A 15,022-nucleotide genomic window follows, 5' to 3' on the forward strand; every position below is an offset into this window, starting at 1 on the left:
TGGTGGAACGGGGGACGACGAGGATGCGGACAGGGGTGAACCGGGCGTGGTGACGTACGCGCAGGCGCAGGAGCTCGCCGAGGAGTGGATCAACGGCGGGGTGCCGCGCTCGCAACAGCGTGAGGTGCGGGTCCGGGAGTTCGACCTGGGCTTCGTCTGCTGGGCGATGCCGCCCGGGGACGGCACCGGGAACGCGGCCGGGGCCGTGGGGCCGGACGGCTCGGTCGCTCCGGGCGGTGGCTCGGGCGAGGCGCGGCTGGTGATCGCCCGGGACACGGGCGCCAGCACGCTCTGGCCGGCGCTGCCCGTCAACGAGGTGGTCCGGCAGTACGAGGAGATCTACGGGCGGCCGGTCGCGGCCAACCCGGCGGGGGCGGCGAAGCCCGCGCCCGGGCCGGTGGAGGCGACGTCCTTCCTGCTCAGCCCGCCGCAGTGGCTGCAGGAGGCGGGGGCCGCGGCGATCGCGGCGGAGGCGGAGCGGCTGGCGGGCGGTCCGGCCGCCCCGCAGGCCGGCGCGCCTGCGCCCACTGCCGCTGCCGCGCCTGCGCCGACGCCTGCGCCCGCTCCGGTGCCGGTCGAGGAGCCGTTCGCTCCGCCGGTGCCGCCCGCGCCCGCCGTCCTGACCGAGCCGCCGGTCTCCGACCGGCCCGCCGGGGACGCGCCGACCATGCTCGCCCCGCCGCCGGGCTTCGACGGGCCGGGCGCCGCGCCGCAGCCGCAGGCCGCCATGCCCGTCCCGCCGACCGCCGCTCCGGCCGGACCGCCCGCCGGACCGCCGGCCGGACCGCCCGCGCCTCCGGCCGGTGCCGAGGCCGCGACCGTCCTGATGCCCGACGGACTGCGGACCACCGGCTCGGACCTGCCCGACGCGCCCGCGCCGGGTGCCGAGGCCGCGACCATGCTGATGCCGCCGGCGAGCGGCGGCTACGGCATGCCCCCGGTCCCGCCGTCCGGCGCCCAGCCGCCGGCGGCCCAGCCCCCGGCCGCACCGCCGACCCAGGCACCCGCCCCGGCCCCGGCTGCCGAACCGGCGCCGACGCTGCTCGCGCCGCCGGACGCCATGCCCGGGCTGATGGGCCTGCCCGGTGCGCCGGCGACCCCGCCCGGCGCCCCGGTGGAGCAGGCGCCGACGATGCTGGCCCCGCCCGGGGGAGCCCCCGGCCTCGCCGGCCTGCCGGGCGCCCCGGCCGGCGTCCCGGGCACCCCGCCGGGCGCGCCGGTGGAGCACGCGCCGACGATGCTGGCCCCGCCCGGGGGAGCCCCCGGCCTCGCCGGCCTGCCCGGCGCCCCGGGCACCCCGCCCACCGGGACGCCCGCCGCCGGCGCGCCGCAGGGCGGGCTCGGCCGCGCGCCGGGCTCGGCCCCGCCGCCGCCCCCGCCGGCCGCGCTGCGCGGTGGCCCCGCCGGTTCGCCCGGTGCGGGCGCCGCCCCCGGTGCACTGGGCCGCAGCGGCGGCTCCGCCCCGCCGCCGCCCCCGCCCGCCGGGCTGAAGCACACCGCGGGCTCCGGCACGCCCGCCGGCGCCCCCGGCGGTCGCGGGGCCGGTTCCGCCCCGCCGCCCCCGCCCCCGGCGGGGCTGCGCGGCGGTGCCCCGGCGCCCCAGGGCACTCCGGCCGGTGGCACGCCCTCGGCCGGGGTGGCGTACGAGGCGACCCAGCTGGCGAGCGCGATCGACCCGGCCCTGCTGGGCGCCGGCCCGGCGGACCCGGGCACCCCGCCGTCCGGCGGCCCCGCCGTCCCGCCGCCGCCCGGCGGTCCGGCGGCCCCGGCCACGCCCGCGGCCGGCTACGGCTACCCGAACGCGGGCGGCGCCGCCGGGGTCGTCCCCCCGGCGGCGGTGACCGGCTCGCCGCAGGCCGCGCCGGTGCCCCCCGGGGTGCCCGCGGTCGGCCCGGGCTACTTCGCCGCGCTCAGCTACCGGGGCCCGGACGGTTCGGAGCAGAAGCTGCTGCACCGCAGCGAGCCCGGCACCCCGCACCCGGAGTGGAAGATCCTGCAGGACCTGCGCCGGCTCAACGTGCCGCCGGAGCAGGTGCTGGAGCTCTACACCGAGCTGGAGTCGTGCGACCTGCCCGGCGGGTACTGCAACCGCATGATCGCCGCGTCCTGGCCGAACGTCCGGCTCACCCACACCGCCCCGTACGGCCGCGACCACGCGTCCCGGCAGGCGGGGATGGCCGAGCTGCTCGACCACCTGGACGAGCTGCACCAGCTGGCTTCCGGTGCCCAGCGGGTCCGCCCGTTCCGGGTGCCGCCGCCCGCGCCCGGGACGGTCCAGGCGCTGCCGCCGCTCCCGCCGCAGCAGCTGGCCCAGGAGGTCGGCGCCGCCTTCGGGCAGAACGTGTTCCGCTACGAGCAGCGGGCCGTCTCCCGTCAGGGCGTGCCCGAGCCGGTGTCCCAGAGCCTGATGTGGGCCGGGCTGCCGCGCGACTTCGGGCCGTTCTTCTGGGCGCAGGCGCAGGAGGGCCGGCCGATCCCGACGCTCGCCGAGCTGGCCGCCGAGCGCGGCCTGGCCGGGGGCCCGGACTTCGGCGGCTACCTGGTGCTCGGCAACGACTACGGCCGCCAGCTCTGCGTCCAGTACGGCACGGCGAACGTGGTCGCGGTGGACGTCGATGGAACCGGCCAGCCGCCCCGGTTCGTCAACAGCGGTGTACCGGAGTTCGTCCGCGCGCTGGCCCTGCTGGGCCGGATGTGGCGGCTGCGGTACGGGCTGACGCCGGACCAGGCCGGTCGCTGGACGACCGACTTCCAGGCCCAGCTCGCCGCGATCGACCCGGCGGCCCTGCAGAACGCGGACACGTGGTGGGCCGTGCTGCTGGAGCAGTTCTGGGACGGTCTGCTGTAGCGGACCGTCGCGGATCCTCGCAGGTGGGGAGGGGTCGTTCCGGTGTCCGGGACGGCCCCTCCGGCGTGCCGCCGTGGCTGTGCCTCGTTGGGGTTTCGCCCGGATCTGCGCAAAATAGGTCAAGAGGATGGATCTATTCGTCCGGTCCTCGACGTATTCCGGTCCGCACGACGACCGAATCCGGCCCCGGGCACCGAACCGGTTCCGGATCCGGCCGTTCCGTCCGATCATGGGCTCCGCAGCCCGCGAACGAGGGGAAGAGCCCATGAGCGACGCCGTCCCCCAGTACGGCTTCACCCAGGCACGGCGCGGCTACGCGCCCGAGCAGGTCGAGCGAGCGCTCGTCGCGCTCACCGCGCAGCGCGACGAGGCGTGGGAACGGCTCAGCGTCCTGGGTGCCGGGATCCGGCAGATGGAGGCCCGGCTGGAGGACATCCGCCGGACCGCCGAGGAGGCTCCGGAGCCCGACTACCAGGTGCTCAGCGAGCAGGCCGCCGGACTGGCCGTGATGGCCGGGAACGAGGCGCGCGCCGTCCGGGAGAAGGCGGAGCGCTTCGCCGAGGACCTGCGCGACGAGGTCTACGAGGCCGGGCAGACGCTCGACCGGGAGGCCAAGGAGTACGCCACCACCACCCGCACCGAGGCCGACGCGGCCGCCCGCCGCACCGACGAGCGCACCCGAGCCGAGGCCGAGGGCATCCGCTCGGAGTCCGACCGGGAGAGCCGCGCCGCCCGGGACTCCGCCACCGCCTACGCCGCCAAGGTGCGGGTCGCCGCCGCCGAGGCCAGCGAGCAGGCGGAGGCCGAGCTGGCCGCCCGGCGCCGCAAGGCCGACGAGACCTTCGCCGCCGCCCAGGCCGAGGCCGACGCCGAGGAGGCGGAGGTCTCCTCGACCGCCGAGCGCCGGGTCAAGGAGGCGGAGCAGCACCGGGAGACCGTGCTGAACCGGATCAAGCAGCAGGAGACGGACGCCCAGGCCAAGGCCGACCAGCTGATCGAGCAGGCCCGCCGGGAGGCCGAGAAGATCAACGCGGCGAGCGAGCGCGAGCAGCGCGAGTTCGACACCCGGCTGGACACGGTGCAGCAGCACCTGGACCACATCAAGGCCACGCTGGCCTCGCTCACCGGGGCGGCGGTCGGCCAGATCGAGCCCGAGGCGGTGGCCGCCGCTGCGGCGGCTCCCGCGGGGCCTGCGGCGCCCGCGACTCCTGTCCCGGCTGTGGCCCCGGCCCCGGCGTCGGCACCAGCGCCCGCTCCGGGGTCGGCGTCCGCTCCGGGGTCGGCACCGGACTCCGCTCCGGCTCCGGCTCCGACGGACGCGGTCGCCGATGCCGGGCCGGTGGACTCGGAGGCGGACACCGGGGAGATCCCGGTGACGAACCTGCGGAAGGCCTCGACCTCCGGGCAGGCGCCGACCGCCCTGCGGGCCGTGGGTGCGGGCACGGGCACGGCGGCGGAGAAGGCGACGACGGCGCTGCGCTCGCCGGTGGTCGGCGGGGGCGCCGCCAAGGCGTCCGCCGAGGCCGTGGTGACCGGTCCGGTCACTCCGGCCGCCGTCCCGCCGAAGCCCGCGTCGCCGCCGTCCCCGCAGGCCGCGTCGCAGCCCGCCTCGCCGTCCGAAGCGCCGTCCGCCTCGCCGTCCGAAGCGACGGCTGACGCGGCGGTCGACGGGGACGGCGGTACGGAAGGGAAGGCCGGAGCCGGTGCCCCGTGGCAGCCGGAGGAGGAGACCCGGATCGTCCCGAAGATCATCATCGTCGACGACGGCAGCGGCTACGCGACCCCCAACACCGTGAGCTACCGGCGCCGTTGACGGTACGCCGGGTCCTCCGGCGGCTGCGCGCCACGGTGCCGTCCGGCTCGCCCCGCCCGCGAGCGGCCGGGTGAGTGTCCCGTCCCGGGCCCCGACCGCCTCCTGCCGGGCGGTCGGGGCCTCCGCCGTGCGGTCGGCCCGCATCGGTGATCGGCAGTGGCGGCCCGCAACGGTGGCCGGCATCGGTGGCCCACAGTGGTGGCCGTCCGGTGCGGCGAACCGCGCGCCGGCCGGGGAAACGAAGTAGGCCGAGACCCGTGGCGCCCTCCAGGAAAGGGCGCCACGGTTCCCGGCGCTTGGGCGGGCGCCCCCACCCAGGGTCGCCCGGCCTCGCACCTCCGACCCCCATCGGGGGTGCGACAGTGCCGCCACAGCCATCCCCCACGGTTGGGTGCGGCGGGCACGTTCACCATGGTGCGCGATCTCCATGGACGGCCAGTGACCGGAGTATGTCCAGTTCGTGGCGGATGGCCGTGGCCGGTGGGGCGCGGTGTCCGGCTGGTTCGTCCACCCGCCGGTCCGGCGTTCCGGCCGGTGTTCCGTCCAGTGGTTCGTCCCCGGACGCGCTCTCGCCGGGGGTGGGCCGCGGCCGGTCGGAGGAGGGCGGCGCCCGGGCCGGAGGAAGGGGGCCGGGCGGCGGTTCGTCCCCGCCCGGCCCCGCCGGGGCGGTACGCCGCGTGCGTGTCCCTGCCGCGGCGTAGTCTGGAGACCCCCGGCCGCTCGGCGTGCCGGGTCGTTCGTGTTGCCCTGGCGGGCCCTCGTCGCCCGGGGGCAGCTCCAGCCACGGGACGAAGAAGAGACCCCAGATGAGCCTGACCGGACTGCTCGATGTCGTCGCGCGGGACGCGGCGCTCGCCGAGGCGATCGAGGCGGCCACCGCCACCGGAGCCGCGGCCGGCGGACGCCGCCACCTGGACCTGGTCGGACCGCCCGCCGCCCGGCCGTTCGCCATCGCCGCACTGGCCCGGGCGCTCGCCGGGCAGGCCGCCGGGGACCGGGGCCGTCCGGTGCTCGCCGTCACCGCCACCGGCCGGGAGGCCGAGGACCTGGCCGCCTCGCTGCGTTCGCTGCTGCCCGCCGACGCGGTCGCCGAGTTCCCCGCCTGGGAGACGCTGCCGCACGAGCGGCTGTCGCCCCGCTCGGACACCGTGGGCCGCCGGCTGGCCGTGCTGCGCCGCATCGTCCACCCGCGGGCGGACGACCCGGCGGCCGGGCCGGTGCAGGTGATCGTCGCCCCGGTCCGCTCGGTCCTGCAGCCGCAGGTCAAGGGCCTGGCCGAGCTGGAGCCGGTGGCCGTCCGGCGGGGGGAGTCGCACGACCTGGAGGAGGTGGCCCGCCGGCTCGCCGCAGCCGCCTACGCCCGGGTCGAACTGGTCGAGAAGCGCGGTGAGTTCGCCGTCCGCGGCGGCATCCTGGACGTCTTCCCGCCGACCGAGGAACATCCCCTGCGGGTGGAGTTCTGGGGCGACGAGGTCGAGGAGATCCGGTACTTCAAGGTCGCCGACCAGCGCTCGCTGGAGATCGCCGAGCACGGCCTGTGGGCGCCGCCCTGCCGTGAGCTGCTGCTCACCGACGAGGTGCGGGCGCGGGCCGCCGAGCTGTCCGCCGAGCACCCCGGACTGGCCGAGATCCTGGACAAGATCGCCGAGGGCATCGCGGTCGAGGGCATGGAGTCGCTGGCGCCGGTGCTGGTGGACGACATGGAGCTGCTGGTCGACGTGCTGCCGCTCGGCTCGGTCGCGGTGGTCTGCGACCCCGAGCGGGTCCGCACCCGGGCCGCCGACCTGGTGGCGACCAGCCAGGAGTTCCTGCACGCCTCCTGGGTCGCGGCCGCGGCCGGCGGGGACCGGCCGATCGACCTGGAGGCGATCGACGTCTCCGCCGCCTCGCTGCGCTCGCTCGCCGAGGTGCGCGAGCACGCCGCCGAGATCGGGCTGCCCTGGTGGTCCGTCAGCCCGTTCGCGACCAGCGAGTCGGCCGTCGACGGCATCCTGGAGTTCGACGCCAACACGCTGACCCTCGGCATGCACGCCGTCGAGGCCTACCGGGGCGACACCGCGCGGGCGATCGCCGACGCCAAGGAGCGGCTGGCCGCCGACTGGCGGGTCGTCATGGTGACCGAGGGGCACGGGCCCGCCTCCCGCCTCGCCGAGGTGCTGGGCAACGAGGGCATCCCGGCCCGGCTGGTCGCCGACCTCGCCGAGGCGCCCACCCGGGACGTCGTCCACGTGTCCTGCGGCTCGATCGAACACGGCTTCGTGGACGAGAAGCTGAAGCTCACCGTCATCACCGAGACCGACCTGTCCGGCCAGAAGTCCTCCACCAAGGACATGCGCCGGATGCCCTCGCGCCGCCGCAACGCGATCGACCCGCTGGCGCTCGCCGCCGGCGACTACGTCGTCCACGAGGCGCACGGCGTCGGCAAGTACGTCGAGATGGTGCAGCGCACCGTCCAGGGCGCCACCCGCGAGTACCTGGTGCTGGAGTACGCCCCGGCCAAGCGCGGCCACCCCGGCGACCGGCTGTTCGTGCCGACCGACCAGCTCGACCAGGTCACCAAGTACGTCGGCGGCGAGGCCCCGACGCTGCACCGGCTCGGCGGCGCGGACTGGGCGAAGACCAAGCAGCGGGCCAAGAAGGCGGTCAAGGAGATCGCCGCCGACCTGATCAAGCTGTACTCGGCGCGGATGGCCGCCCCCGGCCACACCTTCGGCCCGGACACCCCGTGGCAGCGGGAGCTGGAGGACGCGTTCCCGTACGCGGAGACCCCGGACCAGCTGACCACCATCGCCGAGGTCAAGTCCGACATGGAGAAGTCCGTCCCGATGGACCGGCTGATCTGCGGCGACGTCGGCTACGGCAAGACCGAGATCGCCGTGCGGGCCGCGTTCAAGGCGGTCCAGGACGGCAAGCAGGTGGCGGTGCTGGTGCCGACCACGCTGCTGGTGCAGCAGCACTTCTCGACCTTCGCCGAGCGGTACGCCAACTTCCCGGTGACGGTGAAGGCGCTGTCCCGCTTCCAGACCGACAGCGAGGCCAAGGCCGTGCTGGAGGGGCTGTTCGAGGGCTCGGTGGACGTCGTCATCGGCACCCACCGGCTGTTCTCCTCCGAGACCAGGTTCAAGGACCTCGGCCTGGTCATCGTCGACGAGGAGCAGCGCTTCGGCGTCGAGCACAAGGAGCAGCTGAAGAAGCTGCGGGCCAACGTGGACGTGCTCACCATGTCCGCGACCCCGATCCCGCGCACCCTGGAGATGGCGGTCACCGGCATCCGCGAGATGTCCACCATCACCACCCCGCCGGAGGAGCGGCACCCGGTGCTGACCTTCGTCGGGCCGTACGACGAGAAGCAGATCTCGGCCGCGATCCGGCGTGAACTCCTGCGCGAGGGCCAGGTGTTCTACATCCACAACCGGGTGGAGTCGATCGACAAGGCGGCCGCCCGGCTGAAGGACCTGGTGCCCGAGGCGCGGATCGCCACCGCGCACGGACAGATGGGGGAGACCGCGCTGGAGAAGGTCGTCGTCGACTTCTGGGAGAAGGAGTTCGACGTCCTGGTGTCGACCACGATCGTGGAGTCCGGCATCGACATCTCCAACGCCAACACCCTGATCGTCGAGCGCGGCGACACCTTCGGCCTCTCCCAGCTGCACCAGCTGCGCGGCCGGGTGGGGCGCGGTCGCGAGCGCGGCTACGCGTACATGCTGTACCCGCCGGAGAAGCCGCTCACCGAGACCGCGCACGAGCGCCTGGCCACCATCGCCCAGCACACCGAGATGGGCGCCGGCATGTACGTCGCGATGAAGGACCTGGAGATCCGCGGCGCCGGGAACCTGCTCGGCGGCGAGCAGTCCGGGCACATCGCGGGCGTCGGCTTCGACCTCTACATGCGGATGGTCGGGGAGGCGGTGGCCGAGTTCCGCGAGTCGCTGGCGAGTGGCGGCGAGCCGGAGGAGGAGCCGCTGGAGGTGAAGATCGAGCTGCCGGTCGACGCGCACGTGCCGCACGACTACGCGCCCGGCGAGCGGCTGCGGCTGCAGGCGTACCGCTCGATCGCGGCGGTCAACTCCGAGGACGACATCAAGCAGGTCCGGGACGAACTCGTGGACCGCTACGGCAAGCTGCCCGAGCCGGTGGAGAACCTGCTGCTGGTCGCGGCGCTGCGGCTGTACGCCCGGCGGTGCGGCATCTCGGACATCACCCTGCAGGGCTCCAACGTCCGCTTCGGGCCGGTGGAGCTGCGGGAGTCCCAGCAGCTGCGGCTGAACCGGCTCTACCCGCGCAGCCAGGTCAAGGCGGCGGCCCAGCAGCTGCTGGTGCCCCGGCCGAGCACCGGGCGGATCGGCGGCAAGCCGCTGGTCGGCCGGGAACTGCTGGGCTGGTGCCGGGAGTTCCTGTCGGCCATGTTCGACGATCTGGCGGGGGCGAAGAAGTAGCACCGCCCCCAGGGGTGTCCACGGCGGTCTCGGGCTTCGGCCCGGGGCCGCCGTTGCGCGTTCTGCGGCCCCGACGGCTGTGCGGCTCCGACGACTGTCCGGCTCCGACGGCTGTGCGGCTCCGACGGCTGTGAACAGGGCCGTCAGCCGAGCTTCCACTGGCCGGTCTGCGGGGCGAAGCCGCTGTCCAGGCCGAACTGGGCCTTGTCGAGCTTGGCGTCCTTCGGCACCTCGAAGGTGACGAAGCCGAGGGCGCTCTCACCGGGGGCGATGTTCGCGGGGACCTGGAAGCTCGGGCCGGCCTTGGTGTCCGCGATCGTCGTGCCGAAGGCCTGGCCCTGGGCGTCGACCACCTTGGCGCTGTTGCCCGGCGCGTCGCTGTAGGCCTTCTTGCCGCTCGCCTTGATCCGGAACTGGATCGCCACGAAGCGCTTGCCGTCGGCCGGGTGGGTGAACTCGTCCGCCCCCTCGGCGTTGTCGACCACCTTCACCAGCGTCACGTCGGCGGTGTCGGCCGGGTCGTTGCCCTTGAGCGCGATGGTGTCGCCGACCTTGGCGGGGGCCTTGGCGGTGTCGGCCGGCTTGCTCTCGGCCGGCTTCGCGACGTCGGTGCCGGCGGCGGGGGCGGCTGCGGTCTGCTTCGCCTCGGTCGAGACGGAGGAGCCGCCGGTGGAGTTGCACGCCGTCGCGGAGAGCGTCACCAGTGCGGCGCCCAGCAGCAGAGCGGCGGCGCGGCGGGTGGTGGAGCGGCGGACGGCGGTGCGGCGGGCGGTCGTGGACATGGGTGTCTCCCGGTGATCGGTGGTCTTCCCCGTGTCGCCCCCGGTCGGTGGCGACGGAGAAATCACACCACTCGACTGTGAACCCTGTCAACGATGATTCACGAAAGACCTCTGTTCACATGTGAACTCTGATCGTGAGGCGCATCGCTATGCTGTGTGGTCACAGAGCCCCGCTGTGTGGCCACAGCCCCCACCGAAGGAGGCCCCCGTGCCGGACCGCCCCGAAGTCACCGCCGTCGAGATCGCCCGGCTGGCCGGCGTCGGCCGGGCCGCGGTCAGCAACTGGCGGAGGCGCCACCCCGACTTCCCCCGCCCGGTCGGCGGCACCGACGCCAGCCCGACCTTCGCGCTCGCCGACGTGGACTCCTGGCTGCGCGCCCAGGGCAAGATCGCCGAACTCCCGCTGCTGGAGCAGGTGTGGCAGCTCGTCGACACCCTCCGCGACCCGGCCGGCCACCCCGCCGCCCCGCTGGTCGAGGCGGGCGCACTGCTCCTGCTGCTGCACCGGGCGCCCGCGCGCTGGGCCGAGCTCGCCGACCAGCCCGACACCCGGCTCGCCCTCGCGCTGCCCCGGGCCGTGGCCGACACCTCCGTTCACACCTTCGGCCCGGCGGGCGCCCGCCTCCTGGGCCTCCCCGGCCTGCTCGGCAGCACCCAACTGGACCTCGCCCGACGGCTCGCCGCGCTCGCCGCCGACGCCGGCCCGGCCGGCGCGTACGAGCAGCTGCTCACCCGTCACGCCGAGGCCAACACCCGGCAGCTCAGCCCCACCCCGCCGGAGGCCGCCGAACTGCTCGCCGCCGTCGCCGGCGTCCCCGCCACCGTGCTCGACCCGGCCGTCGGCCTCGGCGCCGTCCTGCTCGCACACCCGCCGACCACCGCCCGCTACGGCCAGGACGCCGACCCGGTCGCCGCGGCCCTCACCCGGCTACGGCTCGCCCTGCACACCCCCGGCGACGAACCCGGCCCGCTCCCGCTGGAACTGCGCACCGGCGACGCCCTGCGGGCCGACGGCTACCCCGGCGACACCTTCGAGGCCGTGCTCTGCCAGCCCCCGTACAACGAACGCGACTGGGGCCACGACGAGTTGCAGTTCGACGCCCGCTGGCCCGGCGGGCTCGTGCCGCCGCGCGGCGAGTCCGAACTCGCCTGGGTGCTGCACTGTCTCGCCCACACCCGCCCCGGCGGTCTGGCCGCGCTCCTGCTGCCGCCGACCGTCGCCACCCGCCGCTCCGGCCGCCGCGTCCGTGCCGAACTGCTCCGCTCCGGCGCGCTGCGCGCCGTCATCGCGCTGCCCGCCGGCGCCGCCCCGCCGTACGGCGTCCCGCTGCACCTGTGGGTGCTGCGCGCGCCCCGGCCGGGGGACGACTTCCGCCAGGTGCTGCTGCTCGACGCCGGGGCGGCGCACTCCACCAAGGCGGCGCTCGCCGGCGGGGCCGCGGCGGCGCCCGCCGCCGAGGGCGGGCGGGACAAGGTCGACTGGCCCGAGCTGCGCCGCACCGTCCTGGGCGCCTGGCGCAGCTTCGACCTGGCAGCCCGTGAGGGCCTGCCGGTCCCGGCCGACCGCCCCGGCGTCCACCGGGCCGTGGCCGCCATCGACCTGCTCGACGACGAGACCGACCTCTCCCCGGCCCGGCACGTCCCGCCCGCGGCCCCGCTCGGCGGCGCGGCCGAACTCTCCCACGTCGCCGGCCGGTTGGCCGAGCTCCTGGCCGGCCTGGCCGACCCGGTTGCGCTGCTGCCGCAGCCGGGTGGGCAAGCGGGCGTCGCGGCGGGGGCCGCTCCGGCGTTCGCGGCGGGGGTCGATTCCGGCGCCGGGTCCGTCGGCGTGGTCACCGTCGGCGAACTGGTCCGCAGCGGTGCGTTGGAGGTGTACTCCTCCGGGACCGGGACCGGGACCGGGACCGGCTCGGCGGGGGCGGGGGCGGGCGCGGGCCGTACGGGAGCGGCCGGTGAGGCAGCGGGCGGCACCCTCGTCGTCACCGACCAGGACCTCGCCACCGGCGCCGCGCCCAGCGCCGTCCTCGCCACCGGAACCGGCCCCGCCGGGGACGTCCGCACCCGGCCCGGCGACGTCCTCGTCCCCGCCCTCGGCGGCGGCACCGCCCGCGTCGTCCCCGCCGAGGGCCCGTTGGTCGGCGCCGCCCTCGGACGCCAACTCCACCTGCTGCGGCCCGACCCGGCCGCCCTCGACCCCGAGTTCCTGGCCGGCCACTTCCGTTCCACCGCCGGCACCCGGCGCGCCGCCAGCCACGCCACCACCACCGCCCGCCTCGACATCCGCCGGGTCGAGCTGCCCCGCCTCCCGCTCTCCGCCCAGCGGCGGCTCGGCGCCGCCTTCGCCGGCCTCGCCGCCTTCGACACCGCTCTCGCCCAGGCCGCCGCCCTCGGACGCACCCTGGTCCAGGGCGCGACGGACGCACTGGCGACGGGCACCCTGGCGCCGCCGACCGACTGAGGTGACGCAGGCTCAGCGGCGGTCCGCCGTCGGCCGGGTGGCGGCCCAGTAGCGGGGCGGTACCGGCGCGATACCGATGCGGCACCGAGCGGACGGAAGGCCTCCGGGCCGACCGGGCCGGACGGTACGGTGTGCTGGACCGTTCGCACCGCCACCGGTCCTCACCAGCTCAGGAGCGCGCATGTCAGGGCAGTACCCGGGGCAGTTCGGACCGCCGCCCGGCGGCACGCCGTACGGGCCGGGCGCGCCGTACGGGCCGGGCACGGCTCCGGTGACGGGCGCGGTTCCGCCGGCGGGCGCGGGGCCGGGTGCCGGCCGGGCTCCGGTGCCCGGCCGATTCGGGACGCCCGTGCGGGTCGCGTGCGCGCTGGCCCCGCTGCTGACGGTCGGCCTGCTCGGCGTCGTCCCCTCGCTGGTGCTGGCGGTCCGGCGCAGACGGGCGTACGACATCGTCGGCGCCGTGGTGTTCTGCGCGCTGCTGCTGACCCTGATGGTCTCCGCCGGAATCGCCGGCAGCCTCCAGGACCCGACCGCCGACACCACCGGCCAGATCACCCTGGTCGTGCTGTGGCTGGCGCCCACGGTGCACTTCCTGCTGATGGACCGCCGCGCGGTGTGGGAGTCCGGCCGGCCCGCGCCGCAGGCGGCAGCACCGTACGCGGCACCGGCCGCTGCGCCCTACCCCGCGCCGTACGGCTCGCCGCCCGCCCCGCCGTACGCGGCGACCGTGCCCGGGTACGGCGCACCCGCGCCGGCCGCCGCTCCCGCACCGGCCGCTCCCACCGCGCCCCCGGCTCCCTCCGCGCCCGCCACCCCGGCCCCCGGGACCGCCCACGACCTGCGCGAGCTCGGCGAGTTGCTGCGCCGGCAGGCCCGCAAGGACCAGCCGTGACCACCACCCGGCTGATCGCCGACCGCTACCGGCTCACCGAGAAGATCGGCCACGGCGGCATGGGCCAGGTCTGGGCCGGCCGGGACGAGCGCCTGCACCGCGCGGTCGCGGTCAAGCTGCTCCGCCCCGAGCACCTGCTCCCCGGCGGCACCGGCCGTACCGGCGGCGAACGCGGCAGCCACGGCGACGAGTTGCGCCGCCGGTTCCTGCGCGAGTGCCGGGTCACGGCGGCGCTCGACCACCCCGGACTGGTCACCGTCTTCGACGCGGGCGAGGACGAGGGCGAGCTCTACCTCGTCATGCAGCGCATCCCGGGTGTCAGCCTGGCCGACCTCATCGCCGAGGACGCGCCCTTCCCCATCGAGCGCGCCGTGGCCGTCGCCGCCCAGCTCTGCACCGCGCTGGCCGCCGTCCACGCCATCCCGGTGGTCCACCGCGACCTCAAGCCCAGCAACGTCATGGTCCGCGAGGACGGCCGCACCGTCCTGCTCGACCTCGGCATCGCCACCGCCCTCGACACCGAGGCCACCCGCCTCACCCTCACCGGCGTGCCCGTCGGCAGCCCCTCCTACATGGCCCCCGAACAGGCCCTCGCCGCCACCACCGACCCGCGCAGCGACCTCTACGCGCTGGGCTGCCTGCTGCACGAGATGCTCGCCGGCGAGGAGCCGTTCCGGGCGCCCACCGCGCTCGGCGTCCTGCGCCGACACGTCGACGAACCGCCCGTCCCGCTGCGGGAGTTGCGCCCCGACGTGCCGCACGGACTGGAGCGGCTGGTCCTCGACCTCCTCGCCAACCAGCCCGCCGACCGCCCCGCCGACGCCCAGACCGTGTACGGGCGGCTGCTCCCGCTGCTGCCCCCGGCCACGGGCACCCCGCAGCCCCGCTACACGCCGCTGCCCGACCCCGTACGGCCGTACCGGTTCCCGCACCAACCGCAACCCGCCGCCGTCGCCCCGGAGCCGCCGGTCCGCCCGGAACCGAGCCCGTTCCTGCGCACGCCCGTCCCGTCCGTTCCTCCCGTACCGGCGGCTCCGGTGGTTCCGCCCGCTCCCGCCACTCCGCCGCCGTCGCTCCCCGACCTGGGTGCCCAGTGCGCCCGTCTCTCGGACCTCGTCGACGCCGGCCGTCACACCGAGGTCCTCGACCTCGCCGCCGGCCTGCTGCCCCGCGCCGAGGCCGAACTCGGTGACGCCGCACCCCTGGTCCGCACCATCCGCACCATCTACGCCCGCACCCTCCTCCACGAGGGCCACTCCCGGCAGGCCCTCCCCGAGTACCGCCGCCTGGCCGCCACCGCCGACGGCGGCCCGCACGGCCCCCAAGGCCTCGACCACCGCTACCGTGCCGCGATCTGCCTCGAACACCTCGGCCACGGCGCCGAAGCCCTCGCCGAGTACCAGGCCCTCCTCACCGCCCACACCGCCCGCCTCGAATCCGGCCTCGACACCGACCCCGAGCGGACCTACGACCTGCGCGAACGCATCGGCCTCCACCTCGCGGCCACCGGCGACCCGCAGAACGCCTGGCAGTGGCTGCTCCCTCTCCTCCTCGACCGCGAACGCCGCGACGGCCCCCACCACCCCGCCGTCCGCCGCCTCCGCCAATCCCTCTCCACCCTCAACCCCCACCCCACCCCCTGGCCCCCACCCACAGGCCGGTCATAGAACGCCGGCGGGCCGGTTCCCCTCCACCCTCGGGACTATCACGATCTAGGTGTACGGCACCCGTTTGGACTAGGTGTTGATCTTGTTGGCGGGCGTGGGCCGGGTGGCCTACGCCCGTCCGGCTGA

At 76.3% G+C, this 15,022-nt stretch carries 7 protein-coding genes; 6 read left to right on the forward strand and 1 reads right to left on the reverse strand.

Annotated elements, in window-relative coordinates; all coding sequences use genetic code 11:
- Positions 1-46: 46 nt before the first annotated feature.
- The 3 genes from ACIRST_RS30760 (at position 47) to mfd (ending at position 9,097) form a co-directional block, all read left to right on the forward strand.
- Complete coding sequence (locus ACIRST_RS30760; RefSeq protein WP_402806115.1) at positions 47-2,848, forward strand: SUKH-4 family immunity protein; 2,802 nt, start codon at positions 47-49, stop codon at positions 2,846-2,848.
- Positions 2,849-3,113: 265 nt separating this feature from the next.
- On the forward strand, positions 3,114-4,661 hold the full coding sequence (locus ACIRST_RS30765) for a hypothetical protein (protein WP_402806118.1): 1,548 nt from the start codon (positions 3,114-3,116) through the stop codon (positions 4,659-4,661).
- 806 nt (positions 4,662-5,467) lie between these two features.
- Entirely contained in the window at positions 5,468-9,097 is a 3,630-nt protein-coding gene (mfd, locus tag ACIRST_RS30770; protein ID WP_402806121.1) for a transcription-repair coupling factor, read from the forward strand.
- Positions 9,098-9,240: 143 nt separating this feature from the next.
- Here the strand turns inward: mfd and ACIRST_RS30775 are convergent, their stop codons facing one another.
- Positions 9,241-9,879 (reverse strand): DUF4352 domain-containing protein, encoded by a 639-nt coding sequence (locus ACIRST_RS30775; protein ID WP_350526150.1) that lies wholly within the window; start codon positions 9,877-9,879, stop codon positions 9,241-9,243.
- Positions 9,880-10,087: 208 nt separating this feature from the next.
- Here ACIRST_RS30775 and ACIRST_RS30780 point away from each other — a divergent pair, with 208 nt between their 5' ends.
- The 3 genes from ACIRST_RS30780 to ACIRST_RS30790 all read left to right on the forward strand — a co-directional run bounded on the left by ACIRST_RS30780 (position 10,088) and on the right by ACIRST_RS30790 (position 14,896).
- Positions 10,088-12,337: an N-6 DNA methylase gene (locus tag ACIRST_RS30780; RefSeq protein ID WP_402806125.1), complete on the forward strand. Its 2,250-nt coding sequence runs from the start codon at positions 10,088-10,090 to the stop codon at positions 12,335-12,337.
- Positions 12,338-12,518: 181 nt separating this feature from the next.
- Positions 12,519-13,229: a hypothetical protein gene (locus ACIRST_RS30785; RefSeq protein WP_402806128.1), complete on the forward strand. Its 711-nt coding sequence runs from the start codon at positions 12,519-12,521 to the stop codon at positions 13,227-13,229.
- Positions 13,226-14,896: a protein kinase gene (locus ACIRST_RS30790; protein ID WP_402806131.1), complete on the forward strand. Its 1,671-nt coding sequence runs from the start codon at positions 13,226-13,228 to the stop codon at positions 14,894-14,896. Before ACIRST_RS30785 ends, ACIRST_RS30790 begins: the two co-directional genes overlap by 4 nt.
- The last annotated feature ends 126 nt before the right edge of the window (positions 14,897-15,022 follow it).

The organism is Kitasatospora sp. NPDC101447, assembly GCF_044767225.1.
Taxonomy (GTDB): Bacteria; Actinomycetota; Actinomycetes; order Streptomycetales; family Streptomycetaceae; genus Kitasatospora.